This window comes from Thioalkalivibrio sp. ALJ7 (genome assembly GCF_000376865.1).
GTDB lineage: Bacteria > Pseudomonadota > Gammaproteobacteria > Ectothiorhodospirales > Ectothiorhodospiraceae > Thioalkalivibrio.
Window position 1 is genome coordinate 305,294 of the sequence record NZ_AQXQ01000011.1, and the last position, 24,776, is coordinate 330,069.

At 64.6% G+C, this 24,776-nt stretch carries 22 protein-coding genes; 15 read left to right on the top strand and 7 right to left on the bottom strand.

Annotation, left to right across the window (positions count from 1 at the left end):
- The 4 genes from ppsA to D002_RS0107750 all read left to right on the top strand — a co-directional run bounded on the left by ppsA (nt 1) and on the right by D002_RS0107750 (nt 4,459).
- A complete protein-coding gene (gene ppsA, locus D002_RS0107735) occupies nt 1–2,373 on the top strand; it encodes a phosphoenolpyruvate synthase (protein ID WP_018141343.1) in 2,373 nt (790 codons plus the stop codon).
- Nucleotides 2,366–3,187, top strand: a complete 822-nt coding sequence (locus D002_RS0107740; protein WP_018141344.1) for a pyruvate, water dikinase regulatory protein — start codon at nt 2,366–2,368, stop codon at nt 3,185–3,187. Before ppsA ends, D002_RS0107740 begins: the two co-directional genes overlap by 8 nt.
- A 119-nt stretch (nt 3,188–3,306) precedes the next feature.
- Nucleotides 3,307–3,867 carry a YggT family protein gene (locus D002_RS0107745; protein WP_018141345.1) on the top strand — a complete coding sequence of 187 codons (561 nt, stop codon included), beginning with the start codon at nt 3,307–3,309 and terminating at the stop codon, nt 3,865–3,867.
- Between the two features lie 139 nt (nt 3,868–4,006).
- The gene (locus D002_RS0107750) at nt 4,007–4,459 is read left to right on the top strand and encodes a DUF4426 domain-containing protein (RefSeq protein ID WP_018141346.1); all 453 of its coding nucleotides are present in this window, start codon (nt 4,007–4,009) and stop codon (nt 4,457–4,459) included.
- Between the two features lie 67 nt (nt 4,460–4,526).
- Here D002_RS0107750 and D002_RS0107755 read toward each other — a convergent pair whose 3' ends face one another.
- Together D002_RS0107755 and D002_RS0107760 are read right to left on the bottom strand one after the other, a co-directional pair.
- Complete coding sequence (locus D002_RS0107755) at nt 4,527–5,189, bottom strand: sulfite exporter TauE/SafE family protein (RefSeq protein WP_018141347.1); 663 nt, start codon at nt 5,187–5,189, stop codon at nt 4,527–4,529.
- 15 nt (nt 5,190–5,204) lie between these two features.
- Complete coding sequence (locus D002_RS0107760; protein ID WP_018141348.1) at nt 5,205–5,678, bottom strand: TerB family tellurite resistance protein; 474 nt, start codon at nt 5,676–5,678, stop codon at nt 5,205–5,207.
- 40 nt (nt 5,679–5,718) lie between these two features.
- Here D002_RS0107760 and D002_RS0107765 point away from each other — a divergent pair, with 40 nt between their 5' ends.
- Nucleotides 5,719–6,360 (top strand): 7-cyano-7-deazaguanine synthase, encoded by a 642-nt coding sequence (locus tag D002_RS0107765; protein WP_018141349.1) that lies wholly within the window; start codon nt 5,719–5,721, stop codon nt 6,358–6,360.
- A complete protein-coding gene (locus D002_RS0107770) occupies nt 6,357–6,596 on the top strand; it encodes a hypothetical protein (protein ID WP_018141350.1) in 240 nt (79 codons plus the stop codon). Before D002_RS0107765 ends, D002_RS0107770 begins: the two co-directional genes overlap by 4 nt.
- Here D002_RS0107770 and D002_RS0107775 read toward each other — a convergent pair.
- A complete protein-coding gene (locus tag D002_RS0107775; RefSeq protein WP_026181597.1) occupies nt 6,589–7,335 on the bottom strand; it encodes an HAD family hydrolase in 747 nt (248 codons plus the stop codon). The two genes, D002_RS0107770 and D002_RS0107775, sit on opposite strands and share 8 nt — an antisense overlap.
- Nucleotides 7,336–7,376: 41 nt before the next feature.
- Between D002_RS0107775 and D002_RS0107780 the strand changes: the two genes are divergently transcribed.
- From D002_RS0107780 to cysQ, 3 genes are read left to right on the top strand one after another with little or no spacing between them, the layout of a single operon-like run.
- Nucleotides 7,377–8,081: a hypothetical protein gene (locus tag D002_RS0107780; protein ID WP_026181598.1), complete on the top strand. Its 705-nt coding sequence runs from the start codon at nt 7,377–7,379 to the stop codon at nt 8,079–8,081.
- 33 nt (nt 8,082–8,114) lie between these two features.
- Complete coding sequence (nudE, locus tag D002_RS0107785; protein ID WP_018141353.1) at nt 8,115–8,660, top strand: ADP compounds hydrolase NudE; 546 nt, start codon at nt 8,115–8,117, stop codon at nt 8,658–8,660.
- Between the two features lie 52 nt (nt 8,661–8,712).
- Complete coding sequence (gene cysQ / locus D002_RS0107790; RefSeq protein ID WP_018141354.1) at nt 8,713–9,546, top strand: 3'(2'),5'-bisphosphate nucleotidase CysQ; 834 nt, start codon at nt 8,713–8,715, stop codon at nt 9,544–9,546.
- A 15-nt stretch (nt 9,547–9,561) separates the two neighbouring features.
- Here cysQ and D002_RS0107795 read toward each other — a convergent pair whose 3' ends face one another.
- The 3 genes from D002_RS0107795 to purH form a co-directional block, all read right to left on the bottom strand.
- Nucleotides 9,562–12,048 carry a glycogen/starch/alpha-glucan phosphorylase gene (locus tag D002_RS0107795; RefSeq protein WP_018141355.1) on the bottom strand — a complete coding sequence of 829 codons (2,487 nt, stop codon included), beginning with the start codon at nt 12,046–12,048 and terminating at the stop codon, nt 9,562–9,564.
- Nucleotides 12,049–12,091: 43 nt separating this feature from the next.
- Nucleotides 12,092–13,381, bottom strand: coding sequence for a phosphoribosylamine--glycine ligase (gene purD, locus D002_RS0107800; RefSeq protein ID WP_018141356.1), 1,290 nt, complete (start codon nt 13,379–13,381; stop codon nt 12,092–12,094).
- A 286-nt stretch (nt 13,382–13,667) separates the two neighbouring features.
- Nucleotides 13,668–15,233 carry a bifunctional phosphoribosylaminoimidazolecarboxamide formyltransferase/IMP cyclohydrolase gene (gene purH / locus D002_RS0107805; RefSeq protein ID WP_018141357.1) on the bottom strand — a complete coding sequence of 522 codons (1,566 nt, stop codon included), beginning with the start codon at nt 15,231–15,233 and terminating at the stop codon, nt 13,668–13,670.
- A 500-nt stretch (nt 15,234–15,733) separates the two neighbouring features.
- On the opposite strand from purH, the gene D002_RS0107810 reads away from it, so the two are divergent.
- Nucleotides 15,734–16,552, top strand: a complete 819-nt coding sequence (locus D002_RS0107810) for a class I SAM-dependent methyltransferase (RefSeq protein WP_018141358.1) — start codon at nt 15,734–15,736, stop codon at nt 16,550–16,552.
- Nucleotides 16,549–17,397: a methyltransferase domain-containing protein gene (locus D002_RS0107815; RefSeq protein ID WP_018141359.1), complete on the top strand. Its 849-nt coding sequence runs from the start codon at nt 16,549–16,551 to the stop codon at nt 17,395–17,397. Before D002_RS0107810 ends, D002_RS0107815 begins: the two co-directional genes overlap by 4 nt.
- A 36-nt stretch (nt 17,398–17,433) precedes the next feature.
- Here the strand turns inward: D002_RS0107815 and D002_RS0107820 are convergent, their stop codons facing one another.
- On the bottom strand, nt 17,434–18,168 hold the full coding sequence (locus D002_RS0107820; RefSeq protein ID WP_018141360.1) for an arginyltransferase: 735 nt from the start codon (nt 18,166–18,168) through the stop codon (nt 17,434–17,436).
- Nucleotides 18,169–18,322: 154 nt separating this feature from the next.
- On the opposite strand from D002_RS0107820, the gene metH reads away from it, so the two are divergent.
- The 4 genes from metH (at nt 18,323) to D002_RS0107840 (ending at nt 24,596) form a co-directional block, all read left to right on the top strand.
- Nucleotides 18,323–22,114: a methionine synthase gene (metH, locus tag D002_RS0107825; protein ID WP_018141361.1), complete on the top strand. Its 3,792-nt coding sequence runs from the start codon at nt 18,323–18,325 to the stop codon at nt 22,112–22,114.
- Between the two features lie 158 nt (nt 22,115–22,272).
- Nucleotides 22,273–22,665 carry a PH domain-containing protein gene (locus D002_RS0107830; RefSeq protein ID WP_018141362.1) on the top strand — a complete coding sequence of 131 codons (393 nt, stop codon included), beginning with the start codon at nt 22,273–22,275 and terminating at the stop codon, nt 22,663–22,665.
- Entirely contained in the window at nt 22,662–22,985 is a 324-nt protein-coding gene (locus D002_RS0107835) for a hypothetical protein (RefSeq protein WP_018141363.1), read from the top strand. Before D002_RS0107830 ends, D002_RS0107835 begins: the two co-directional genes overlap by 4 nt.
- 57 nt (nt 22,986–23,042) lie before the next feature.
- The gene (locus tag D002_RS0107840) at nt 23,043–24,596 is read left to right on the top strand and encodes a bifunctional GNAT family N-acetyltransferase/carbon-nitrogen hydrolase family protein (RefSeq protein ID WP_018141364.1); all 1,554 of its coding nucleotides are present in this window, start codon (nt 23,043–23,045) and stop codon (nt 24,594–24,596) included.
- The last annotated feature ends 180 nt before the right edge of the window (nt 24,597–24,776 follow it).

Sequence of the window (24,776 nt, forward strand, 5' to 3'; positions counted from 1 at the left end):
ATGAACTGGGTAGTCGATCTCGCCGATCTGACCATGAACGATGTCGCCCGGGTGGGTGGCAAGAACGCCTCCCTGGGCGAGCTGCTGGGTCAGCTGGGTGCCGCCGGGGTGCGCGTGCCAGGCGGCTTTGCCACGACCGCGGATGCCTATCGCGCCTTGCTAGCCAAGGACGGACTGGATGCACAGATCAAGGCCCGTCTGGCCGATCTCGACATTGATGATATCGAGGCCCTGCGCGCGGCGGGCCGCGAGGTGCGCGAATGGATCGAACAGGCCGAGTTGCCTCCCGAGCTGGAGCAGGCGGTGCGCGAGCATTACGCGCAACTGGGGGATGATGTGCCGGTGGCCGTGCGCTCCTCTGCGACGGCCGAGGATCTGCCCGAGGCCTCGTTCGCTGGCCAGCAGGAGACCTTCCTCAATGTACGTGGTGCCGACGCACTGATCCAGCGCCTGCGCGAGTGCTTCGCCAGCCTCTACAACGATCGTGCCATCGCCTATCGCGTACACAACGGCTTTGCCCACGACGAGGTCGCACTGTCGGCGGGCATCCAGCGCATGGTGCGCTCCGATGTCGGCGCCAGTGGTGTGATCTTCACGCTGGATACCGAGAGCGGGTTTCGCGATGCGGTGTTCATTACCGGGGCCTGGGGCCTGGGCGAGACGGTGGTGCAGGGCGCGGTGAACCCCGACGAGTATCAGGTCTACAAGCCGGCGCTGGCGGCCGGAAAGCGCGCCATTATCGGGCGCGCGCTAGGTGGCAAGGCCGTGCGTATGGTGCTTACCGAGGAGGGGACGCGGACCGAGGACACCCCCGAAGATCTGCGCCACCGCTTCTGTTTGTCGGATGCCGATGCCGAGCAGCTGGGCCGTTATGCCGTGGCCATCGAGCAGCACTACGGCCGACCCATGGACATCGAGTGGGCGCAGGACGGCGAGACCGGCGAGCTGTTTATCGTACAGGCCCGCCCCGAGACGGTGGAGAGCCGGGTGGAACTGGGTGCGGGCGAGCGCTATGAGCTGGCCGCGCATGAGACCGCGCCGATGGTCACGGGGCGCGCGATCGGCTCGCGTATTGGCGCCGGAATCGTGCGGGTGCTGGATTCACCGGACGCGATGCACACCATGGAAGAGGGCGACATCCTGGTTGCGGATATGACCGATCCCGACTGGGAGCCGGTGATGAAGCGCTCCGCCGCGATCGTGACCAATCGGGGCGGGCGTACCTGTCATGCGGCGATCATCGCCCGCGAGATGGGTATCCCCGCGGTGGTGGGCTGTGGCGATGCGACCGAGGTGCTCTCCGACGGCATGGAGGCGACCGTCTCCTGCGCGGAGGGCGATGACGGGCACGTCTACCCCGGCAAGCTGGAGTACACGATCAAAAAGACCGATATCGGTGAATTGCCCGATCTGCCGGTCAAGCTGATGCTGAACGTCGCCAACCCGGGGCGGGCCTACGCCTTCTCGCAGTTGCCGCATGCCGGGATCGGGCTGGCGCGGCTGGAGTTCATCATCAACGGCACCATCGGCGTGCACCCGCTGGCGCTGCTCGACTATGCCGAGGACCCGAACCGCCTCGACCCGGAGGTGCAGGAGCAGGTCGCCGAGCGCCTGCGCGGGTTCGATGAGGGCCCGCGCGAGTTCTTCGTGCGCAAGCTGTCCGAGGGCATCGCCACGCTGGCGGCGGCCTTCGCGCCGGAGCCGGTGATCGTGCGCCTGTCCGACTTCAAGTCCAATGAATATGCCCACCTGATCGGCGGCGCTGGCTACGAGCCGCAGGAAGAGAACCCGATGCTGGGCTTTCGCGGCGCCTCGCGCTATCGCTCGGAGACCTTCCGTCCGGCGTTCGCGATGGAATGCGAAGCCCTGAGCCGGGTACGTGACGCTATGGGGCTGGAAAACGTCCAGATCATGGTCCCCTTTGTGCGCACACTCTCTGAAGCCGAGGATGTAATCCGGGTGCTGGGCGAGGAAGGGCTGCGTCGTGGCGAGAACGGGCTCAAGGTCGTGATGATGTGCGAGATCCCGTCCAACGCCCTGTTGGCGCCGCGCTTCCTGGAGCATTTCGACGGTTTCTCCATCGGCTCCAACGACCTGACTCAGCTGACGCTCGGGGTCGATCGCGACTCCGGGCTGGTGGCGGACTCCTTCGACGAGCGCAACGATGCAGTGAAGGCGCTGTTGAGCATGGCAATCCGCGCCGCGCGCAGGGCCGACAAGTATGTCGGGATCTGCGGCCAGGCCCCGTCCGACTATCCGGAGCTGGCGGTCTGGCTGATGAACGAGGGCATCGACTCGCTGTCGCTGAACCCCGATTCGTTACTGTCCACCTGGGAGCAACTGGACAAGGTGGGGAAGGTGGGTGATGCCTGAAGCCCCCGTTCAGTGCCCGCAGGTGTACCTAGTCTCGGACGGGACCGGGATTACCGCCGAGACCCTGGCGCGGTCGCTGTTTACCCAGTTCCCGGATGTCGACCCGGCCTGGCACCGCCTGCCCTTCGTGCAGACACCCGGCCGCCTGGCCAGCGTCTTTGCCCGCGCTCAAGACGGGCCACAGCCGGCCCTGGTGGTGGCGACGCTGGCGAATGCCGACCTGCGTGCCGACCTGCGCCAGTCTCCGGTCCCGGTGATTGATGTCTTCGGCGAGCAGGTCGAGCGGCTGGAAGGTCTGCTGGGGGTGCCGTCGCAGTCCGTATCCGGGCGAGCCCACGGCATGGGCGATATCAGCCGTTACGACCGCCGCATCGAGGCATTGAACTACACCCTGGCACACGACGATGGCCTGGCGGTGCAGGACCTCTCGGTGGCCGATGTGGTCCTGCTGGGTGCCTCGCGCTCCGGCAAGACACCGACCAGTCTCTATCTGGCGATGAACTACGGGCTGTTCGCGGCCAACTACCCGCTGGTCCCGGAGGACCTGAACCAGGGCGATATCCCGCACATGCCCGAGGGCCTGCGGGGTCTGGGCGGGCGACTGGTCGGGCTGACGATCACCCCGCAACGATTGGCGCAGATCCGCGAGGGCCGCCGCCCGGACAGCCGCTATGCCAGCCTGGCGCAATGCCGGGCCGAATGCGCGGCCATCCAGGAATTCCTCGATAGTTGGACGATTCCGCATCTGGATGTTACCGAGCTGTCCATCGAGGAGATCGCGACGCGGGTGCGTGACTGCCTGGGCAAGTCCTGAGGTTGACGGGGCAACTGCTGCAGTGGGCCCCTGCTTGGCTGGATACCGTGTAATCTCGCTTGGCATCCCGCCGGGCTTGCCGGAGAATGGGCGCGGTTGACCTGTCGCAAGGAGCCCGCATGGCCGCCGCCGGAACCGGACAAGAGATCGCCATTTTTCTCGTAAGTGTTGTCTTCGGGATCTACATCATCCTGTTGATCCTGAGGACGATTTTCGGCCTGGTAAGGGCCGATTACTACAACCCGATCTCGCAGACCATCGTCATGCTGACCGACCCGCCGCTGCGGGTGCTGCGACCGGTGATCCCGTCGCTGGGTCGTTTCGATCTGGCCGCCATCGTATTGATGGTGCTGCTCAAGTTCATCGAGGTGTGGCTACGGGTGATCATCCTCGGCGTGGACGTCGGGATCGGGATCATCCTGGCCGCCGCGATCCGCGAATTGCTGACCACGGTGATCTGGGTCTTCATCATTGCCCTGATTGTCGAGGTGGTAATGAGCTGGATTCAGGCTGGGGGTGGTGCTGCCAACAATCCCATCATGCGTCTGGCGGGCGCGGTGAACCGGCCCATCCTCGGTCCGCTGCGGCGTGCTCTGCCAAATACCGGTGCAATTGATTTTTCGCCGATGATCGCGTTGGTTGGGCTCTATATCTTGCTGATTGTCGTCCGATCTTTCTGATCTGGATCAAGGTGCTTGCCGATCATCCGCTGCGCACCCCGTTTCATTGCAGGCAAAACGGGCTAGACTCGAAGACAGGGGCTCTGGCGGCAATACCGCCGCGGGGTCTCGGTTGTCCAACAAGGCAAAGGAGTCATCCATGGCAAGAGTGCATCGGGTCATTACCGGCTTTCTCGTCGCTTTGGCGGCGGTTGCTCTCGGCACCTCGATCGCATCCGCCAACGAGGCGGAGTTTGACAATTACGTCGTCCACTACAACGTGATCAACACGACGTTCCTGTCCCCGGAAGTGGCGCGCGCTTATGACGTTCGCCGTAGTTCCAACCGGGCCATGATCAATATCAGCGTGATGGAGCGTGGCGATAATGGCCTGGAGGCGGTGTCGGCCGATGTGACGGGGTCCGCCACCAATATGAACGATCAGATGCGCAGCCTGCGTTTCCGCGAGATCCAGGACGGCGACGCCATCTACTTCCTCTCCGAGGTTACGGTGCGTAGCGGCGAGACGCTCGACTTCGCGATCGACATCACCCCGGCGGGCAGCGAGCGGGAACTGCCGATTCGTTTCTCGCGCGATTTCTTCGCGGACTAGGAAACACCGATCTAATCGCCGCAACAGCATGCCCTACCGACGCCCCGGTCGCAGACCGGTCGGGGCGTCACATCACCAGGTTCAGCAGCATCCAGACCCCGTACAGCGCGACCGCGCCACCGGCAAGGCGGCGCACCCAGGGGCGCCGCACGAAGGCCGCCAGACGCGCGGCGAATACCCCCATCAAGAGCAGATTGGGCAGCGTTCCCAGGGCAAAGGCGCCCATCAGGGCTGCCCCTTCCAGTGCCCCGCCGGCACTGAGTGACCAGGCCAGCACGCTGTACACCAGCCCACAGGGCAGCCAGCCCCACAGCCCGCCGACTAGCAGGGCCTGACCGGGGTGTTGTACAGGCAGGAAGCGCCGACCCAGGGGCTCGACCCGTCTCCAGAGCAGCCCGCCGGCCTGCTCCAGCCGCGCCAGGACCGACCACCAGCCCGCCAGGTACAACCCCAACAGAATCAGGAAAAGCGCCGCGATGCCTTGCAGGATCGCCTGCCCCGCCGGGAGCCCGCCCAGGAGGGTCGCCCCCAGCCAGCCGGCCAGCGCCCCGGCGATCACGTAGCTCGTCATGCGCCCAATGTTGTAGGCCAGCAGCAGGTTCAGTCCCGGACCGCGGCGACCGTGGCCCATGGAGATTGCTCCGACGATGCCGCCGCACATCCCCAGGCAGTGCACGCCGCCGAGGATGCCGACGGCCAGCGCGGCCAGCAAGGTGCCTGGATCACCCATCAGCGCCCGCCCCGATCAGTCCGGATCGGCCTCATCGCCCAAGACTTCGTGTTTGGTGCGAATGAAGGTCGCGTGCGGGACGTAGAGCAGGTCTGCGAGGTGACGGATCACGGCTTCCTGGCGCTTGTGCAGATCATGATTGGCCCAAGCCGCCCGCCACAGGGCGCGCATGATGTCAGCCTTCTGCTCCGCATCGAACGCGTCATTCACCTCGCGCACCATCGGATGAATCGAGATGAGTTCATCGCTTTCCTCCTGGGCAATCTCCAACATGGCGTCGGCGGTATCGCTATCCAGGTGGAACAGTTCGATCAGGCTGGCGCGCACGGATTTCAGTTCCTGCGGGTGGAGCTGAAAGTCCGCGCGGCAGACCTCCATGATCAGGGCGGCCGCGGCGCGCTGCAGGCGATCCTCCGGACGGCCTTCGACGGCGTCGCTGCGTTCCGCCCCCAGCAGGCGTTGCCAGTGGCTGCGTAGTTGTTCGATCAAGTGGCTGTCTCCGTGGTGCGTTGCTGTGTATGGTGCCCGAATGGAAACCGGCCGGTCCGAAACCCGCGATCTGCTTCTGCTCTCCGGTGGCATCGAGAGCAGCGCACTGCTGGCCCAGCGGCATGCCGCTGGCGACCCTCTGCGGGCCGTCTGGGTGGATTACGGTCAACGCAATGCCGAGCGCGAATGGGCCGCCGTCGAGCACCTGGCCGCGGCCTATGGCTGTACCCCGATCCCGCTGGACCTGCAGTCGTTGCGCGCGGCGTTTACCCGACGTAACGACTGGGTCGGTCATGTGCCGCTGCCCCAGCGCAATCTGCTGGTTCTGGCATTGGCCATCAACGTCGCCGAGCATCACGGTGATCGCCGTATCCTGCTGGCGCTGAACCGCGAGGACCAGGGGCATGGACCGGGCTCGCAGGCGGGGTTCGTGCAGCAGGTGTCGGCATTGGCCGCAACACTGGTGCCCGGCCTGCAGGTGGAGGCCCCCCTGATCGACCAGTCCAAGGCCGAGATTATCGCGGCCACTGACCCGCTGGGGCTCGATTGGCGCCTCACCTGGAGCTGCCTTCTGGCACAATCGCGCCAATGCGGGCGGTGCCCGCAGTGCCAGGCCCGCCGTGCGGCATTCGCGGCCGCCGGCATCCCCGATCCGACTGACTACCGTGAACTGCCCCGATGACCGATACCACCGTTCCCAAGCACGTCACCGAACGCCTGGAGATTGCCATCCTCACCGGCGAGACCCTGCAGTTGAATTGGGCCGAACCGGATTCCAGCCAGGCGTGGTGGGGCAAGGTGAAGCCGCGCGAGGTGCGCGAGGCCGATGGCTATGCCTGGCTGGACGGCGAGTGCGAGGGGCGGCCGGTACAGATCCGCCTGGATTGCATTCGCAACCTGCCGACACCGGTCAAGTAGCCGGCGTGCCACCTCGGGTGTTGGCGAGGGTGGCGGGGCCGGGCAGCAGGTCCGCGAGCGACTCCAGCAGTTCGAATTCCTCGGAGTGCATGGGGTCGCCCTGTTCGTCCGGGTAGCGCATCCCCCGCAGTTCGGCCAGCCCCGCGCCCGCGGCGCTGGCCAGTGCCAGAAGATTGTCGTCGACCAGCAGGGTGCGTTCCGGGTCATACGGGGCGACCCCCTGCAAGCGCTCCCAGAACGACGTGTCCTCCTTGGCGCAATCGAGGTTGTGCGCGGAGACGATCTGATCCAGACGGTCGCCGATTCGGGTCAGCCGATGCTTGAATTCATAGACCTGCGGATGGGCATTGGTGACCAGCACCCGTTGGCGACCGGCTTGTTTCAGGGCGCTCAGAACCTCTTCGGCATGCGGCTTCACCGTGATGTGGTGAGCCAGGTGCCGTTTGAGGCCGAGGATGTCCAGGCCGGTAAAACGGGTCCAGTGGTCGACGCAGTACCACTCCAGCTTGCCGCGAACCCGCTGCATCTCGTCTTCCAGGCGGCGGCGGGCGCACTCCGGATCGTCCGGTTGGCAACGGATGTATTCCTGCGGGATCAGCTCGCGCCAGAAGCGATTGTCGAAGTGCAGATCGAGCAGCGTGCCGTCCATGTCGAACAGCACGGTGTCGATTCGGCTCCACTCGACCGGGGTCGAGGGTGCGTGGTGTGGCGGATTTTTTTGGGGGTTTTGACGGTCCACAACAGATGGCAACGTAAAAGAGGGTGAATACGATGGAATCCATGGTACCCCAATCCCGGTTCCGGGCGGCCCCGCTGCTTGCGGCGCTTTTGTCTCTGCCTTTGGTGGCCCAGGGGATGGACCCAAGCGACCCGGACTATGACCCGCTGGAGGATGACAGCCTATGGGGCGAGACGGTCTCCCCGGAGGATACCCAGACCACTAGCCCCGAGCTTAAATTCCTGCTCGAAGAGCCCGATCGCATTCCTCATCACCACCAGAACCAGATTCGGATAACGCAGTCCTCGCTGGAGGATGGCTGGGCCGATCTGCGCCAGTGTCACAACGATGTGGCGGCCATTCGGCGCATGGTCATTGTGTACAATGAGGAGAAGATCGACGAGCTTCAGGTCGAATCCACCCGCAACATCGAATCGGCGCGCGCTGAAGGCGACCGCGTTGACCTGCGCGGCGTGGAAAGTGATGCCGAGGTCTGTGTGACCGCGCGCATGAAGATCGTTGAGCACGAGGGCGATGGCGTCTACCGGTTGGAGAACGGGCCGTTCGTGCGGCGCTTCCTGGATGGCTATTTCCCGATGCGCGTAACCATGGCGGTGAGCTGGGGCGATCTTGATTTGCGCCTTGAGGAGACCCAGCCCGAGGAGCAGGACGGCTTCGATGTGGTGGCCTCCGATCATGGCTTCGTGTTCGACACCCTGTTCGAGGGTGAACTGCGAACCCTGGTGCGCTTGCGCAATAGCTATTAATCAAGCGGTCCCTACACCACGCCCGGAGGCGGCATGAGTCGAGACAAGCCGGATGTCCAGGGACGGCGCACGGTCGCCAGTAGTCGCCTGTTCGAAGTGGAGGAGCTGGACCTCGAGTTCAGCAACGGGGCACGTACCTGCTTCGAGCGGCTGGTCAGTCGTGGCCACGGGGCGGTGATCATCGCACCGGTGCAGGCCGATCGCACCGTCCTGCTGATCCGTGAATACGCCGCCGGCACCCACCGCTACGAACTCGGTTTGCCCAAGGGGCGAATGGAGGCTGGTGAGGACATCCTGGCCGCCGCCAACCGCGAAATCATGGAGGAGGTGGGGCATGCGGGCCATCGTTTGACCCATCTGGGGGCGTTGACCGTGGCGCCTGGTTACATGGCCCATCAGACCCATCTGGTACTGGCGGAGGACCTCTATCCGCAGGCCGCAGAAGGCGACGAGCCGGAGACCATCGAGGTGGTGCCCTGGTCACTGGACCGACTCACCGAGCTGGTGGCCCGCGAAGACCTGACCGAGGCGCGTTCCATCGCCGCGTTGTATATGGTTCGCGACTACCTCGACGCCTGAGGAAAATACTGCCAAGCTACCCGTCCGTATTCGGGAGAACGGGAGTTTCCCCATGCATGCTCCGCCGAAGGACGCGGCTCTCACCGCCCTTATGCACGAGGTCTCGGCCCTGGCCGCCGAGGCCGGTCATGCCATCCTCGAAACCTACGAGACCCGTTTTGCGGTGACCGAGAAGGCGGATCATTCGCCGCTCACCGAGGCCGACTTGGCGGCCCATCGCATCCTCAGCAAAGGATTGGCCGACATCGATCCCGACTGGCCGGTGCTTTCGGAAGAGGGTCAGGATATCCCCTACGAACGTCGCCGCCAGTGGCAGACCTACTGGCTCATTGATCCCCTGGATGGCACCCGCGAGTTCGTGAAGCGCAACGGCGAGTTCACCGTGAATGTGGCACTGATCCACAATCACGAGCCGGTGCTGGGGGTGGTCTGGTGCCCGGTGCTGCAGCGTCTTTATGCCGGCCACCATGATGGCCAGGCGATCCGTCGCGACGAAGACCAGGCCCCGCGTGAGATCTCGGTGGCGCATGAGCGTATGGGCACCGATTACCCGATGGTGGCGGGCAGCCGATCGCATGGCGCGGAACGCCTGAAGCTCGCGCTAGGCCGCTTGGGCCCGCACGAACTGGTCAGCATGGGCAGCTCGCTAAAGCTGTGCCTGGTGGCCGAAGGCGCCGCCGACATCTATCCGCGCCTGGGGCCCACCAGTGAGTGGGACACCGCTGCCGCGCATGCGGTCGTGCGGGCCGCAGGCGGACGGGTGACGGACCTCAACGGCCAGGAATTGCGCTACAACACGCGCGAAAGCCTGTTGAACCCCGAATTCCTGGTCTGCGCCGGGAACCCCGAAGGCTGGTTGCGTCGTCTGGGCCTGCCGGACGACTGACCGCTCGGCGCCGCGTCAGGCGGCCCCGTTGGTGCGTGACGGGGCCACCGGTTCCGGGGTGATGTCCCAGATTTGGTTGGCGTAGTCGCGCACCGTACGATCGATCGAGAAAAAGCCCATGCGCGCGACATTCAGGATAGCGGCCTCCGCCCAGGCGGCGCGGTCGGCATACAGGGCATCCGCGCGATCACAGGCCTCGGCGTAGGCCGCATAGTCGGCGATCACGAAGAACGGATCTTCCTGGCGCAGGTAGCGTCCGAGGTCACCATGGGTGGCTGGGTCGTTACAGGTAAAGAACCCTGTTTCGATCATTTCTACTGCGGCGGCCAGGTTAGGCTGCTGCGCCAGGATGGCTTCGGGGCTGGGCCCGCTGCTGCGATGCTCGACGACTTCGTCGGCAGTCATACCGAAGATGAAGATGGATTCCTCGCCGACCGCATCGCGGATCTCGATATTGGCGCCGTCTAGCGTGCCGATGGTCAGTGCCCCGTTCAGCGCCAGCTTCATGTTGCCGGTGCCGGAGGCCTCGAAGCCGGCCGTCGAGATCTGTTCGGAGATATCCGCCGCCGGGATGATGATGCTGGCGGAGCTGACCTCGTAGTTGGGGAAGAACACACACTTCAGGTGATCGCCCACGGCTGGGTCATTGTTCACGATGTCCGCGACTTCGTTGATCACCTGGATAATGCCCTTGGCACGGGCATAGCCCGGTGCGGCCTTGCCGCCGAACAGGACGACCCGCGGCGGGATGTCCTCGCCGGCACGTATACGCCGGTAGAGATCCACCACGTGCAGGAGCTTTAGCAGCTGCCGCTTGTACTCGTGGATGCGCCTGATCTGCACGTCGAACATCACGTCCGGGTTCAGTTCCACGCCAGTGCGTTCGCGGACCAGGTCTGCCAGGCGCTGTTTGTTGGCGCGCTTTACGTCCATGAAGGCCTTCTGCAGGTCCGCATCGTGGGCGTAGGGCTCCAACGCGCGCAGGCGGTCCAGGTCGTATTGCCAGTCGTCGCCGATGCGCTGGCTCAGCAGCTCGGTGAGCGCGGGGTTGGACTGGATCATCCACAGGCGTGGGGTCACGCCATTGGTCACGTTGACGAAACGCTCCGGCCAGAGGTTGTAGAAGTCCTCGAACAGGGTCTCCTGCAGTAGCTGGGTATGCAGGGCCGCGACGCCGTTGACGCGGTGCGAGCCCACCACGGCCAGGTGTGCCATGCGCACGCGGCGACCGTTCCCCTCGTCGATGATGGACAGCCGCGCCAGGCGCTCGGTGTCGCCGGGGTAACGGTGGCGTACCTCTTCCAGGAAGTCATGGTTGATCTGGTAGATGATCCCCATGTGGCGTGGCAGTACGCGTTCCATCAGCTCGACCGGCCAGGTTTCCAGAGCCTCGGGCATCAGGGTGTGGTTGGTATAGGCGAAGGTGTGCCGGGTCAGATCCCAGGCACGTTCCCAGGATAGTTCGTGGCAGTCCATCAGCAGTCGCATGAATTCCGCCACGGCGATCGCCGGGTGGGTGTCGTTCAGCTGGATCGCGACTTTGTCGGGTAGAGCGTCCAGGTCATAGCCCAACGCCAGATGGCGATCCATGATGTCCTGCAACGAGGCGGAGACGAAGAAGTACTCCTGCTTCAGCCGCAGTTCCTTGCCGATCGCGGTGGCATCGTTGGGGTACAGGACCATGGAGATCGTCTCGGACTCGGCCTTGTCCGCCACGGCGCGGATGTAGTCGCCCTCGTTGAAGTAACGCAGGTCGAAGTCGCGGGTCGCCTTGGCCGCCCACAGGCGCAGATTGTTGACGTTGCGTCTGCCATAGCCGGCGGTCGGGTAGTCGTAGGCCATCGCCATGACTTCCTCGCCGTCCTCCCAGGTGTAGCGAGTCTCGCCATTGGGGTGATGGTGTTCGACCACGTAGCCGTAGAAATGAATGGTGTATTTGCGATCCGAGCGCGGAAATTCCCACGGGTTGCCGTAACGTAACCAGTTGTCCGGGTGTTCCACTTGCTGATAAGGCTCGAACTGCTGGCGGAACATCCCGAACTCGTAACGGATGCCGTAGCCATAGCCGGGGTAACCCTGGGTCGCCAGCGATTCGAGGATGCAGGCGGCCAGACGTCCGAGGCCGCCGTTGCCGAGGGCCGCGTCGTCTTCCAGGTCGAGAATGGTGTCGAGGTCCACGCCGAGGTCGGCCATCGCCTGGCGGGCGGGCTCGAGGATGCCCATGTTCCGCAGGTTGGCCTCGAGCATGCGCCCGATCAGGTATTCCATCGACAGGTAGTAGACGCGCTTGACGTCCTCGTCGGCGAACTGGCGGCGGGTCAGCAGGCGGCGTTCCACCATGCGTTCGCGGATGGCGAAGGCCAGGGCCTCCATCCAGTCGCGCTCGGTGGCCTGGCGCGGGTCTTCGCCGACCACGCGGACCACGGCATCGCGGATCGATTGCCGCAGGCCCTCCACATCGTTAGGGAGGTTGGGCAGGTGCGTGACTTCGGGGGCGGCCATCGGGCGGATCTCCAAAAAGGGGTAGACGCGCCGCGGTCCGGGTTTATCCCTCCCGGGCGACGGCGCGATAGCCGATATCTGTTCGGCAGTATATATCGTCGAAATGAATCTGTTGCACGGCCGCATAGGCCTTTTTTTGCGCGGCCTTCACGTCCCCGCCAAGGCCGACCACGCACAGCACGCGGCCCCCGGCGGTGACTACCTGGCCGTCCGCATTGATCGCGGTGCCCGCATGGAAGACGCAGGCATCGGGATCACCCGTCACCGCGTCCAGGCCGGTAATCGGGTCGCCCTTGCGGTAGGCGCCCGGGTAACCCCCCGCGGCCAGGACCACGCCCAGGGCCACACGCGGATCCCAGCAGGCCTCTACCTGGTCCAGGCGGCCGTCCAGCGCGGCCTCGATCACTTCGCTCAGGTCCGATTCCAGCCGGCTCAAGATTGGCTGGGTTTCGGGGTCGCCGAAGCGGCAGTTGAACTCCAAAACCTTCGGGTTGCCCGCAGCGTCGATCATTACGCCGGCATACAGAAAGCCGGTGTAGCGTTCACCGTCTGCGGCCATTCCCCGCACGGTCGGTTCGATCACTTCGTGCAGGATGCGCTCATGCAGGGCATCTGTCACCACCGGCGCGGGTGAGTACGCACCCATACCCCCGGTGTTCGGGCCCTGGTCCCCGTTGTCGCGGGCCTTGTGGTCCTGCGAGGAGGCCAGCGGCAGCACATGCTCGCCGTCAACCATGCAGATGAAGCTGGCCTCCTCGCCGGTCAGGAACTCCTCGATGACCACTCGGTGTCCGGCTTCGCCAAAGGCGTTGCCGCCCAGCATGTCGTGGACGGCCGCACGCGCCTCGTCCTCGGTCTGCGCCAGGATCACGCCCTTGCCGGCGGCCAGGCCATCGGCCTTGACCACGATGGGCGCACCGTGGGCAGCGATGAAATCCAGCGCAGCTTGCTCGTCCTCGAAGCTGCCATAGGCGGCGGTGGGGATGCCGTGGCGCTGCATGAAATCCTTGGCGAAGGATTTCGAACCCTCCAGCTGCGCCGCCTTTGCAGTGGGGCCGAAACAGCGCCGGCCTGCCGCGCGAAAGGCGTCCACCACTCCGGCGACCAGTGGGGCCTCAGGGCCGACCACGGTCAAGGCGACGGCCTCGCGTTCGGCCAGGGTCAGCAGCGCGTCGATGTCGGTCACGCCGACGTCGACGTTCTCGCACTTGGCTTCGCGTGCGGTACCCGCGTTGCCGGGGGCGACCAGGACCCGTTCGACGCGCGGAGACTGCGCCAGCTTCCAGGCCAGCGCGTGCTCGCGCCCGCCGTTGCCGATTACCAGTACGTTCATGATGGGGTCCGGGTCAGGGAGACACTGGTCAATGCACACGTTCGCGCTCGAGTCGCTTTTGCGTGCGAACAAGGCGCGGTGACTGCCGTGCAGTCACTCTGCACAAGGGAGCCGCAACGCAGTGCGCGCGTTAAAGCGGCCGAGCCCCTCCGGGGTTGGCACCCCAGGTTCCCCGATCCTGCGTTGCGTCGTTTGTGGGTAGACCCGTTACCCACTGCGCGAGGCGCCTGGTCCCCCAAAACCTGGGGTGTAAACGCGAACGTGTGCATTGATCAGTGTCTCCCTGTTAGTGGCGGAAGTGGCGCATGCCGGTGAATAGCATGGCGATATCGTGCTCGTTGGCGGCGTCGATCACCTCCTGGTCGCGCATCGAGCCCCCAGGCTGGATCACTGCGGTGATACCGGCCTCGGCCGCGGCATCGATACCGTCGCGGAACGGGAAGAAGGCATCCGAGGCCATGACCGAGCCGGCCACTTGCAGGCCCTCGTCGGCGGCCTTGATGCCGGCGATGCGGGCGGAGTACACCCGGCTCATCTGGCCGGCCCCAACTCCGATGGTCTGCTCGTCGCGGGCGTAGACGATGGCATTCGACTTCACGTACTTGCCGACCTGCCAGGCGAAGCAGAGATCCTTCATCTCCTGCTCCGAGGGCGCGCGGGCGGTGACGGTCTTCAGTTCCACATCGGCCAGGCTGCCGCGGTCGGCATCCTGGACCAGCAGTCCGCCGCCGATGCGCTTGTAGTCGAGCCCGGGGCCGACGCCGGCCGGCGGGATTTCAAGCACGCGCACGTTCTTCTTGGTCGCCAGGGCGCGCAGGGCACCGGTGGTGATCTCGGGGGCGATCACCACCTCCACGAACTGACGGCTGACAATCGCATGGGCGGTGTCCCCGTCCAGCGGGCGGTTGAAGGCGATGATGCCGCCAAAGGCAGAGGTCGGGTCGGTCTGGAAGGCGCGCTCGTAGGCCATTAGTTGGGTCGGCGCGACCGCCACGCCACAGGGGTTGGCGTGTTTGACGATCACGCAGGCCCCGGCCTCGAACTGGCGTACGCATTCCCAGGCGGCGTCGGCATCCGCCAGGTTGTTGTAGGAGAGCGACTTGCCCTGATGCTGGTGGTAGCTGGCCAGCGTGCCGGGCGTCGGCAGCGGATCGCGGTAGAACGCGGCGCGCTGGTGCGGATTTTCGCCATAGCGCAAGGTCTCGACGCGCTCGAACGTGGCGTTCAACTGCCCCGGGAAGGGGGCAGCCTCGCCATCTTCGTCCAGCGCGGACAGGTAGTTACTGATGGCGGCGTCGTAGCGCGCGACATGATCGAAGGCGGCGACCGCCAGGCGGAAGCGCAGCGACTGCGGGACCTCGCCGTGATCGGCGATGGCGGCCGCGATGTCGCTGTACTGGTCCGGGCTGGTGGCTACGGCCACGTCACGATAGTTCTTGGCCGCGGCGCGTAGCATGGCAGGCCCGCCGATGTCGATGTTCTCGATCGCATCCTCGAGGCTGCAACCGGGGCGCGCCACGGTCGCCTCGAACGGGTACAGATTGACCACGAGCAGGTCGATCGGTGGGATGTCTTGCTCGGCCATCACCGCCGAGTCGATGTCACGTCGACCCAGCAGCCCGCCATGGATGCGAGGGTGCAGGGTCTTGACCCGGCCGTCCATGATTTCGGGGAAGCCCGTGTGCGCGGAAACCTCAGTCACCGGAAGGTTGTTGTCGGCCAGCAGGCGGGCGGTGCCGCCGGTGGACAGGATCTCCATGCCACGGTCGTGCAGGGCGCGGGCGAGTTCCACGACGCCGGTCTTCTCGGAGACCGACAACAGGGCGCGCTGGATGGGTCGGCTGGGGGTCATTCGGGGCCTCGGGATCGCTGCAAAACGGCCATTATATCGAAGCCGAAGGCCTGATGGACGAGCTCGTGAATGGAGGTTTGCAGGGGCCGGTATAGGGGCTCCGGACGGTCCCTCAACTTGTAATTTTTGCGCAAAACCTTCAGGGTATAAAAACGATTTCGGACACAACGCCCGCGTTCAGACGCAACGTGCGGCGCCGTAAGCGATCCCCGAGCCAGGCGGGATGGGCCCGCCAGACCACGGCTCGGCATCCGGGTAATGATGAGCCCTCTGGATGTACAGGATGAACCGGCCAGACCGGTGCCGGGTGCTGCGAACAACGCGCCCGTTGCATTGCTACCCGAACACCAGGCCTGGCCTGGGCGGATCGGGCGAATGGCGAGACCGCCGGAAGTTTCGGGGGTCGCGGTTGACTGCGTTTGCGGGGTGTTGTGCCGGCGGACCGGCTGCGGTGGGTCCGATCACGCTTAAAACTGCAGCAAAAGCCAAGAGGAACCAGCATGGCAGCGAACATCAAGAACGATCAGGATTTCGGCGACAAGCCGACCGAACGTCGCGATACCGAAAACTATCTCAACGAGTACACCACCGGCTTCGTCGACAAGTGGGACGACCTGATTGATTGGGATAACCGCGCCAAGAGCGAAGGCACCTTCTTCATTGAAGAACTGAAGAAGCGGGGCGCCAAGCGCGTGCTGGACGTGGCCGCTGGTACCGGTTTCCATTCCGTGCAGCTGCGCGAGGCCGGCTTCGACGTGGTGACCGCCGACGGCGCCCCCGAGATGCTGGTCAAGGCCTTCGAGAACGGCCGCAAGCGGGGGCACATCCTGCGCACCGTGCAGGCCGACTGGCGCATGCTGAACCGTGACATTTACGGTCGCTATGACGCCGTCGTCTGCCTCGGCAACTCGTTTACCCACCTGTTCAACGAACACGACCGCCGCAAGGCCCTGGCCGAGTTCTATTCCGCCCTGAACCACGATGGTGTGCTGATCCTCGATCAGCGTAACTACGACACCATCATGGACCACGGCTACTCGTCCAAGCACACCTATTACTACTGCGGCGACAACGTTCAGGTGCAGCCGGCCCACGTCGACGAAGGCCTGGCCCGCTTCCAGTACAAGTTCCCGGATGGCTCCGAGTACTTCCTGAACATGTTCCCGCTGCGCAAGGCCTACGTCCGTCGTCTGATGCGCGAGGTTGGCTTCCAGAAGATCGAGACCTACGGGGACTTCCAGGAGACCTATCGCGAAACCGACCCGGACTTCTTCATCCACGTGGCCGACAAGCGTTATATCGAGGGCGAGGAACGATGAGCGAGAACTACTCCGATGTAGTCGAGACCGCTCGCGACTACTACAACAGCGAGGACGCCGACACCTTCTACAAGATGGTGTGGGGTGGTGAAGACCTCCATATCGGGCTGTACGAGTACAAGGACGAGCCGATCGGCGACGCCAGCCGTCGCACGGTCGCCCACATGTCCGACCTGCTCGGCGAGCCGCAGCCGGAATGGCGCGTGCTCGACATGGGCGCCGGTTATGGTGGTGTGGCCCGCTACCTGGTCGAGAACTACGGCTGCGACGTCACCGCGCTCAATCTCTCCGAGAAGGAGAACGAGCGGGATCGCGAGATCAACAAGGCGCGCCACCTGGACCACAAGATCACCGTGGTCGACGGCAGCTTCGAGAAGGTCGACGAGCCGGACGCGTCCTATGACGTGGTTTGGTCCGAAGACTCGTTCCTGCATAGCGAGAACGAAAACAAGAAGAAGGTGATTCAGGAAGCCGCTCGTGTGTTGAAGCCGGGTGGCTGGCTGATCTTCACCGACCCGATGCAGACCGACGATTGCCCGGATGGCGTGCTGGACCCGATCCTGGCACGCATCCACCTGGATTCGCTGGCTAGCCCCGCGTTCTACCGTGAGGCCGCTAAGGCGGCGGGTCTGGAGGAAGTCAGCTTCGAAGAGCACTCCGGCCAGATCGCGACCCATTACGGCCGCGTGAAGCAGGAGCTCGAGTCCCGCGAGGACGAGTTGAAAAACTACATCTCGCAGGACTACATCGACCGCATGAAGCAGGGCCTGCAGCACTGGGTCGATGGCGGTAACTCGGGCTACCTCACTTGGGGCATCTTTCGTTTCCGCAAGCCGGCCCGCTAGGCCGATTGCGGAACTGACCGGGAGGGCGGTCCGCCGTCAGACGGGCAGCCGCTTCCAGACCCCACCCACGCGGCCTTCGAGTGGCTGGAAGCGGGTCTTGTATTCCATCTTCGGCGCCTGGTCGATCCAGTAGCCGAGGTAGACGTAGGGCAGACCCAGGCGGTGCGCATGGGCTACCTGGGTCAGGATTGCGAGGGTGCCCAAGCCGCGGCATGGCTGATCTGGATCGAAGAAGCTGTACATCGCCGATAGTGCCTGTGGGGTGCGGTCGGTGACGGCCACCGCGACCAATCGGTGGCCACGGCGAAATTCGATCAGATCGACGGGGCCGTTGCGGTGGGCCAGCATCCCTGCGTAATCCTCGCGCCCCATCTGTTCCATGCCCCCACCTGCGTGGCGGCTGGACAGGTAGTGCGAGAACAGCGGCATGTGCTCGTCGAGATCCGCGGCGGGTACATGTCCGGGCTGCTCCGGCGGCCGGCGGATGGCGACCGCGAGATCGTGGTTGCGATCCAGGCAGCGGCGCTGGCTCCGGTTCGGGCGAAAGCTCGCCACCGGGATGCGCACCGGCACGCACGCGGCGCAGTCGGGGCAGTGATGCCGATAGACAAATTGACCGCTACGGCGAAAGCCCTCGGCCAGTAGCTGGCCGAAGCGTTCGCCGCCCAGGCTGACCGCCGGGTCGACCAGCAGACTCTGCATCTCGCGGTCGTCCAGGTAGGGGCACGCCTGCGGAGCGGTGATGAACCAGCGGATCGGATGTTCCTGCATGGCGCCATCGTGACATGTCTGATCACGGGCGCAAACAGGCCACATCCGGGGTCGCGAAGAACATCAAAGAGCCTGCCACCAAGGTGGGCTCCACGACCGGGATGGAACCCCGGCGTGTACACTTATCCCATTCGAAACCAATGGTGTACGGCACATGACGGCAACGCGAAACGACATCGAGAAGGCGCTGAAAGAGCGCATCCTGATCCTGGACGGCGGGATGGGCACGACCATCCAGCTGTACAAGCTGGAGGAAGCCGACTATCGCGGCGAGCGCTTCAAGGACTGGGAGTCCGACCTGAAGGGCAACAACGACCTCCTGTCGCTGACCCGTCCGGACATCATCGAGCAGATCCATAACGACTATCTCGAGGCCGGCGCCGACATCATCGAGGCCAACACCTTCAACGGTACCCGCATCGCGATGGCGGACTACCACATGGAGGACCTGGTCCCCGAGCTGAACCGCGAATCCGCGAAGCTCGCGCGCAAGGCCGCTGATGCGTGGACGGAGAAGACCCCGGACAAGCCGCGCTTTGTCGCCGGCATCCTCGGCCCGACGAACCGTACCGCCTCCATTTCTCCGGACGTGAACGACCCGGGCGCGCGTAACGTCGATTTCGACACCCTGGTCGAGTCCTACAAGGAAGCGGCCGCGGCCCTGATCGAGGGCGGCGCCGACCTGCTGCTGATCGAGACGGTGTTCGACACCCTGAACGCCAAGGCCGCGATCTTCGCGGTCAAGACGCTCGAAGACGAGCTCGGGAAAGAGCTCCCGATCATGATTTCCGGGACCATCACCGACGCCTCCGGCCGTACCCTGTCCGGCCAGACCACCGAGGCCTTCTGGAACTCGGTGCGTCACGCGAACCCGGTCTCCATCGGCCTGAACTGCGCGCTGGGCGCGAAGGAAATGCGCCAGTACGTGGAAGAGCTGTCGCGCATCGCCGACACCCACGTCTCTGCGCACCCCAACGCCGGTCTGCCGAACGAGTTCGGTGATTACGACGAGTCCCCGGAACAGATGGCCGAGGACGTCGGTCCGTGGGCCGAGCAAGGCATGCTGAACATCATCGGCGGCTGCTGCGGCACGCTGCCGGAGCACATCCGCGCGATGCGCGAGGCGGTCGAGAAGCACGCCCCGCGCAAGGTGCCGGAGATTGCCCCGGCCTGCCGCCTGTCCGGCCTCGAGCCGTGCAACATCACCGACGACTCGCTGTTCGTGAACGTCGGCGAGCGCACCAACGTGACCGGCTCGCGCAAGTTCCTGCGTCTGATCCAGAACGAGGAATTCGACGTCGCGCTGGAAGTCGCGCTGAACCAGGTCGAGGGCGGCGCCCAGATCATCGACATCAACATGGACGAGGGGATGCTCGAGTCTCAGGACGCGATGGTCCGCTTCCTGAACCTGTTGGCCGGCGAGCCGGACATCGCTCGCGTGCCGGTGATGATCGACTCCTCCAAGTTCGAGATCATCGAGGCCGGCCTGAAGTGTGTGCAGGGCAAGCCGGTGGTCAACTCGATCTCCATGAAGGAGGGCGAGGAAAACTTCATCAAGCAGGCCCAGCTGTGCCGCCGCTACGGCGCCGCGATCGTGGTCATGGCCTTCGACGAGGACGGCCAGGCCGACAACGAGCAGCGCCGCGTCGAGATCTGCACCCGTGCCTACAAGCTGCTGACCGAGAAGGTCGGCTTCCCGGCCGAGGACATCATCTTCGACCCGAACATCTTCGCGGTCGCGACTGGCATCGAGGAACACAACAACTACGGCGTGGACTTCATCGAGGCCACCCGCCGCATCAAGCAGGACCTGCCGCATGCGCTGGTCTCCGGTGGCGTGTCCAACGTGTCGTTCTCCTTCCGCGGCAACGAGCCGGTGCGCGAGGCGATCCATGCGGTGTTCCTGTACCACGCCATCAAGGCGGGCATGGACATGGGGATCGTCAATGCCGGCCAGCTGGCGGTCTACGACGACATCGACGAGAAGCTGAAGGAAGCGGTCGAGGACGTGGTCCTGAACCGTCGCGACGATGCGACCGAGCGGCTGCTTGACCTGTCCGAGGAGTACAAGGGCCAGGGCGGCGGCAAGAAGGAAGAGAACCTCGAGTGGCGCGAGTGGGAAGTCACCAAGCGCCTCGAGCACTCCCTGGTCAAGGGTATCGACACCTACGTGGTGGACGACACCGAAGAGGCCCGCCAGGCCTATGACCGCCCGATCCAGGTGATCGAAGGTCCGCTGATGGACGGAATGAACGTGGTCGGCGACCTGTTCGGCGAGGGCAAGATGTTCCTGCCGCAGGTGGTCAAGTCCGCGCGCGTGATGAAGAAGGCCGTGGCCCACCTGATCCCGTACATCGAGGCCGAGAAGACCGGCACCGAGAACAACGGCAAGATCCTGATGGCGACGGTGAAGGGCGACGTCCACGACATCGGCAAGAACATCGTCGGCGTCGTGCTGCAGTGCAACAACTTCGAGGTCATCGACATCGGGGTGATGCAGCCGGGCGCCGAGATCCTGAAGGCCGCCAAGGAGCACAATGTCGACGTGATCGGCCTGTCCGGCCTGATTACGCCCTCGCTGGAGGAGATGGCCAACTTCGCCGCCGATCTCGAGCGCGAGGGCATGAGCACGCCGCTGATGATCGGCGGGGCGACCACGTCGCGCGCCCACACCGCGGTCAAGATCGAGCCGAACTACTCCGGCCCGGTCGTCTGGGTGAAGGACGCCTCGCGCGCGGTGGGCGTGGCCCAGAGCCTGATCAGCCCCGAGCTGCGCGAGAACTACGCCGCCGAGATCCGCGAGGAATACGAAAAGCTGCGCGTGCAGAACGCCGGGCGCAAGAAGAAGACCCAGTGGGTCACCCTGGAGAAGGCGCGTTCCAACAAGCCGCAGATCGACTGGTCCAGCTACACCCCGACCAGGCCGAAGGCGCTGGAGACCGACAAGCTGCCGGGCGAGCCGAAGCTGCTGCACCCGCATGGCGACGGCTCCGTGCTGCTGCGCTTCGATGACTTCAACCTTAAAGAGGTGAAGAACTTCATCGACTGGACGCCGTTCTTCCACTCCTGGCAGCTGCACGCCGCCTACCCGCGCATCCTCGATGACGAGAAGGTGGGCGAAGAGGCGCGCAAGCTGTTCAAGGATGGCCAGGAGATGCTCGATCGCATGATCGAGGAGAAGTGGGTCACCCTGCGTGGTGTGGTCGGCTTCTTTCCGGCGAACACCGTCAATGACGACGACATCGAGGTCTACACCGACGAGAGCCGCTCGAAGGTGCTGAAGAAGCTGCACCACCTGCGTCAGCAGACCGAGAAGCGCCGTGGTCAGCCGAGCCACTCGCTGGCCGACTTCCTGATGCCGAAGGAGGCCGGTGGCCCGGACTACCTGGGTGCGTTTGCGGTCAGCGCCGGTGGCGCCGTCGACGCGAAGGCCGAAGAATACGAGAAGGCCAACGACGACTATCACGCGATCCTCGTGAAGAGCCTGGCGGACCGCCTGGCCGAGGCCTTTGCCGAGTGCATGCACCAGTACGTGCGCAAGCACTACTGGGGCTATGTCCCGGACGAGGCGCTGCCGAACGAGGACCTGATCGAGGAGAAGTACCAGGGCATTCGCCCGGCCCCGGGCTACCCGGCCTGCCCCGAGCATACCGAGAAGGGCACGCTTTGGGAGCTTCTGCAGCCCGAAGAGCACGCGGACATGACGCTCACCGAGAGCTACGCGATGCTGCCGGTCTCGGCCGTGTCCGGCTGGTACTTCGCCCATCCGGAGTCGCGCTACTTCGGTCTGGGCAAGGTCAACCGCGACCAGGTCGAGGACTACGCCAAGCGCAAGGGCATGTCGTTCGAAGATGCCGAGCGCTGGCTCGCGCCGAACATCGGCTACGACGACAGCGACGAGGCCAAGGCGGAAGCCAAGGCCGAGCGCGAGGCCCGGACCGCGTAAACCGGCGATCCTGCATCCGGAAGGACCGGTTGTTATGGTTCCCTTCCGGCAAACTGCGAGCCCCGCCCTGTGCGGGGCTCGCTTTGTTTGGGGCGTCGCGCCAAACTGGACAGGCCCGCCCGAAGTCGGGGCGGCCTGTCCCCAACCGGAGTCTGCGTATGTCCGCCCGCGAATCCGCGATTGACGCTCGACCGGCGATGTTCCGGAATCACCCGTTCGGCTTCATCCTCAGCCTGATCCTGATTTTGGCGTTCGGCCTGGGCCTCCTGATCCTGTTGTGGTGGTACCTACAGACGCGCTCGGTCCGCCTGCGCATCGACGCCGACCAGGTCCACCTGGAGCGGGGGCTGTTGTCGAAGTCGCATGTTGATCTGGACATCGGCCAGATCCGGACCGTGAAGGTGGACCAGAGCTTCTTCGATCGGATCTTCCGGGTTGGACAGATCGCGGTGTACACCACGGGTGACAACCCCGAGTTCAAAGTGAACGGGATTCCGGATCCGAATCGCGTACGTGAATACGTACGCAGTCGCCGGGAGGCCGTGGCATGAGCCGCGCCGACCGCCGCGACAGTCGGTTGGCACTGCGTATCCTGCTCGGCACATCGGCGCTGGTCGCGTTGCTGGTGGCCCTGCTGGTCCTGGCCGCGGCTGTCTCGCTGCCGGGGTTGTCGGACTGGGTGGCGATGACCTTTGACGACGGCATGGGCCTGAAGAATGCGGCCCTGGTGGCGGCGATCGTGTCGGTCCTGGTGTCGATCGTGTTTGCCCTGGCCGCTGGCGAAGGCCTGATCGGGGAGCTGCAGTTCATGATCCCCGGTTTTTTCCTGTTCTTTGTGTTCTTCTGGCTGATGCTGGCCTGGATCTTTTGATCCAGGCCAGCGCACCGTGCATCCTGCGTTTTTCTCTCAACCCCCGGAGCCCTGACCGTGACGACCGACGCGGACAACGACGCGAATCCCCAGCACCACCTGACCCTGCGCCCGACCCGGATTGAGGACTACGAGGACATCCGCGAGATCATGGAGCGGGTCTATCACGACCTGGACGGTGCCTGGAGCGAGGCGCAGTTCCGCTCCCAGGTGAAGCGTTTTCCCGAGGGCCAGATCTGCATCGAGGACAACGGCAAGGTGGTGGCTGCGGCGATCAGCCTGATCGTGGAATACAAGCGCTTCGGCGATCACCACAACTACTGGCAGATCACCGGCAACGGCTTCCTGACCACCCATGACCCGGACGGCGACACGCTCTACGGCGTGGATATCTTCGTGCATCCGGACTATCGCGGGCTGCGCCTGGGACGGCGGCTGTACGACGCGCGCAAGGAGCTGTGCGAGAAGCTGAACCTGCGGGCGATCGTCGCCGGCGGGCGTATCCCCGGCTACGATCAGTACCGCGACGAACTCACGCCGCAGCAGTACGTGCGCCGGGTCAAGAACCACGAGATCACCGACCCGATCCTGACCTTCCAGCTGGCGAACGACTTCCACGTCCGCAAGATCATTACCAACTACTTGCCGGACGACGAGAAATCCGGGGCCTACGCCACCCTGATCGAATGGCTGAATATCTACTACGAGGAGAAGGAAAAGCTGATCGGCGGTAGTCGCTCGGACGTACGCATCGGCGTGGTTCAATGGCAGATGCGGCCGACCGTGGACCTGGACGCCCTGTTCCAGCAGGTCGAGTACTTCGTGGATGCGGTCTCCGGCTACCGCGCGGATTGCGTGCTGTTCCCGGAATTCTTCAACGGACCGCTGATGGGGGCGTTCAACCAGGACTACCCGGCCGAGGCCGTGCGTCGTCTGGCCGAATACACCGAGGCGGTACGCGAGGAGATGGTGCGCCTGGCACTGGCCTACAACATCAACATCGTGGCGGGCTCGATGCCCGAATACACCGACGACGTACTGCGCAATGTCTCCTACCTGTGCCGCCGCGACGGTACCTGGGATCGCCAGTACAAGATCCATGTGACGCCCGACGAGGTCTCCTACTGGGGACTGCAGGGCGGTGACGAGGTGCACGTCTTCGATACCGACTTCGGCAAGATCGGGATCCTGATCTGCTACGACGTGGAGTTCCCTGAACTGCCCCGGGTGATGGCGGACCATGGGCTGCAGATCCTGTTCGTCCCCTACTGGACCGACACTAAGAACGCCTACCTGCGGGTGCGCCGTTGTGCCCAGGCCCGGGCCATCGAGAACGAGTGTTACGTGGTGATGTCCGGCTCGGTGGGCAACCTGCCCAAGGTCGAGAATATGGATATGCAGTATTCCCAGGCTGCGGTGTTCACCCCGTCCGACTTCGCCTTCCCGCACGATGCGGTGGCGGCCGAGGCGACCCCGAACACCGAGATGACCCTGATCGTCGATCTCGATCTCGACAACCTCAAGGAACTGCGCAATCACGGCTCGGTGCGCAACCTGCGCGACCGCCGTCGCGACCTCTACTCGGTCAAGTGGAAATCCAAGCCGGTATGACGCGCGGCCCTGTCGGTCGCTTCGGCACCGAAAAACGTGACCACGTTCCGATTGCCCCGGCGGCCCTACTGGTATCCGGACCCGCGGCCCCGTAGTCTTGCGACTACAGGGATGCTCGGCTACATGAAATAACGTGTGGCCGGACGATGTGCCGCCGCCCGGCGGGCGGATGTCAGTCAG

Excerpts from the sequence above, each read along its gene's own strand:
- ppsA (WP_018141343.1), top strand. The coding sequence starts at position 1 with ATGAACTGGGTAGTCGATCTCGCCGATCTGACCATGAACGATGTCGCC.
- D002_RS0107740 (WP_018141344.1), top strand. The coding sequence starts at position 2,366 with ATGCCTGAAGCCCCCGTTCAGTGCCCGCAGGTGTACCTAGTCTCGGAC.
- D002_RS0107745 (WP_018141345.1), top strand. The coding sequence starts at position 3,307 with ATGGCCGCCGCCGGAACCGGACAAGAGATCGCCATTTTTCTCGTAAGT.
- D002_RS0107750 (WP_018141346.1), top strand. The coding sequence starts at position 4,007 with ATGGCAAGAGTGCATCGGGTCATTACCGGCTTTCTCGTCGCTTTGGCG.
- D002_RS0107755 (WP_018141347.1), bottom strand. The coding sequence starts at position 5,189 with ATGGGTGATCCAGGCACCTTGCTGGCCGCGCTGGCCGTCGGCATCCTC.
- D002_RS0107765 (WP_018141349.1), top strand. The coding sequence starts at position 5,719 with ATGGAAACCGGCCGGTCCGAAACCCGCGATCTGCTTCTGCTCTCCGGT.
- D002_RS0107770 (WP_018141350.1), top strand. The coding sequence starts at position 6,357 with ATGACCGATACCACCGTTCCCAAGCACGTCACCGAACGCCTGGAGATT.
- D002_RS0107780 (WP_026181598.1), top strand. The coding sequence starts at position 7,377 with ATGGTACCCCAATCCCGGTTCCGGGCGGCCCCGCTGCTTGCGGCGCTT.
- nudE (WP_018141353.1), top strand. The coding sequence starts at position 8,115 with ATGAGTCGAGACAAGCCGGATGTCCAGGGACGGCGCACGGTCGCCAGT.
- cysQ (WP_018141354.1), top strand. The coding sequence starts at position 8,713 with ATGCATGCTCCGCCGAAGGACGCGGCTCTCACCGCCCTTATGCACGAG.
- D002_RS0107795 (WP_018141355.1), bottom strand. The coding sequence starts at position 12,048 with ATGGCCGCCCCCGAAGTCACGCACCTGCCCAACCTCCCTAACGATGTG.
- purD (WP_018141356.1), bottom strand. The coding sequence starts at position 13,381 with ATGAACGTACTGGTAATCGGCAACGGCGGGCGCGAGCACGCGCTGGCC.
- purH (WP_018141357.1), bottom strand. The coding sequence starts at position 15,233 with ATGACCCCCAGCCGACCCATCCAGCGCGCCCTGTTGTCGGTCTCCGAG.
- D002_RS0107810 (WP_018141358.1), top strand. The coding sequence starts at position 15,734 with ATGGCAGCGAACATCAAGAACGATCAGGATTTCGGCGACAAGCCGACC.
- D002_RS0107815 (WP_018141359.1), top strand. The coding sequence starts at position 16,549 with ATGAGCGAGAACTACTCCGATGTAGTCGAGACCGCTCGCGACTACTAC.
- D002_RS0107820 (WP_018141360.1), bottom strand. The coding sequence starts at position 18,168 with ATGCAGGAACATCCGATCCGCTGGTTCATCACCGCTCCGCAGGCGTGC.
- metH (WP_018141361.1), top strand. The coding sequence starts at position 18,323 with ATGACGGCAACGCGAAACGACATCGAGAAGGCGCTGAAAGAGCGCATC.
- D002_RS0107830 (WP_018141362.1), top strand. The coding sequence starts at position 22,273 with ATGTCCGCCCGCGAATCCGCGATTGACGCTCGACCGGCGATGTTCCGG.
- D002_RS0107835 (WP_018141363.1), top strand. The coding sequence starts at position 22,662 with ATGAGCCGCGCCGACCGCCGCGACAGTCGGTTGGCACTGCGTATCCTG.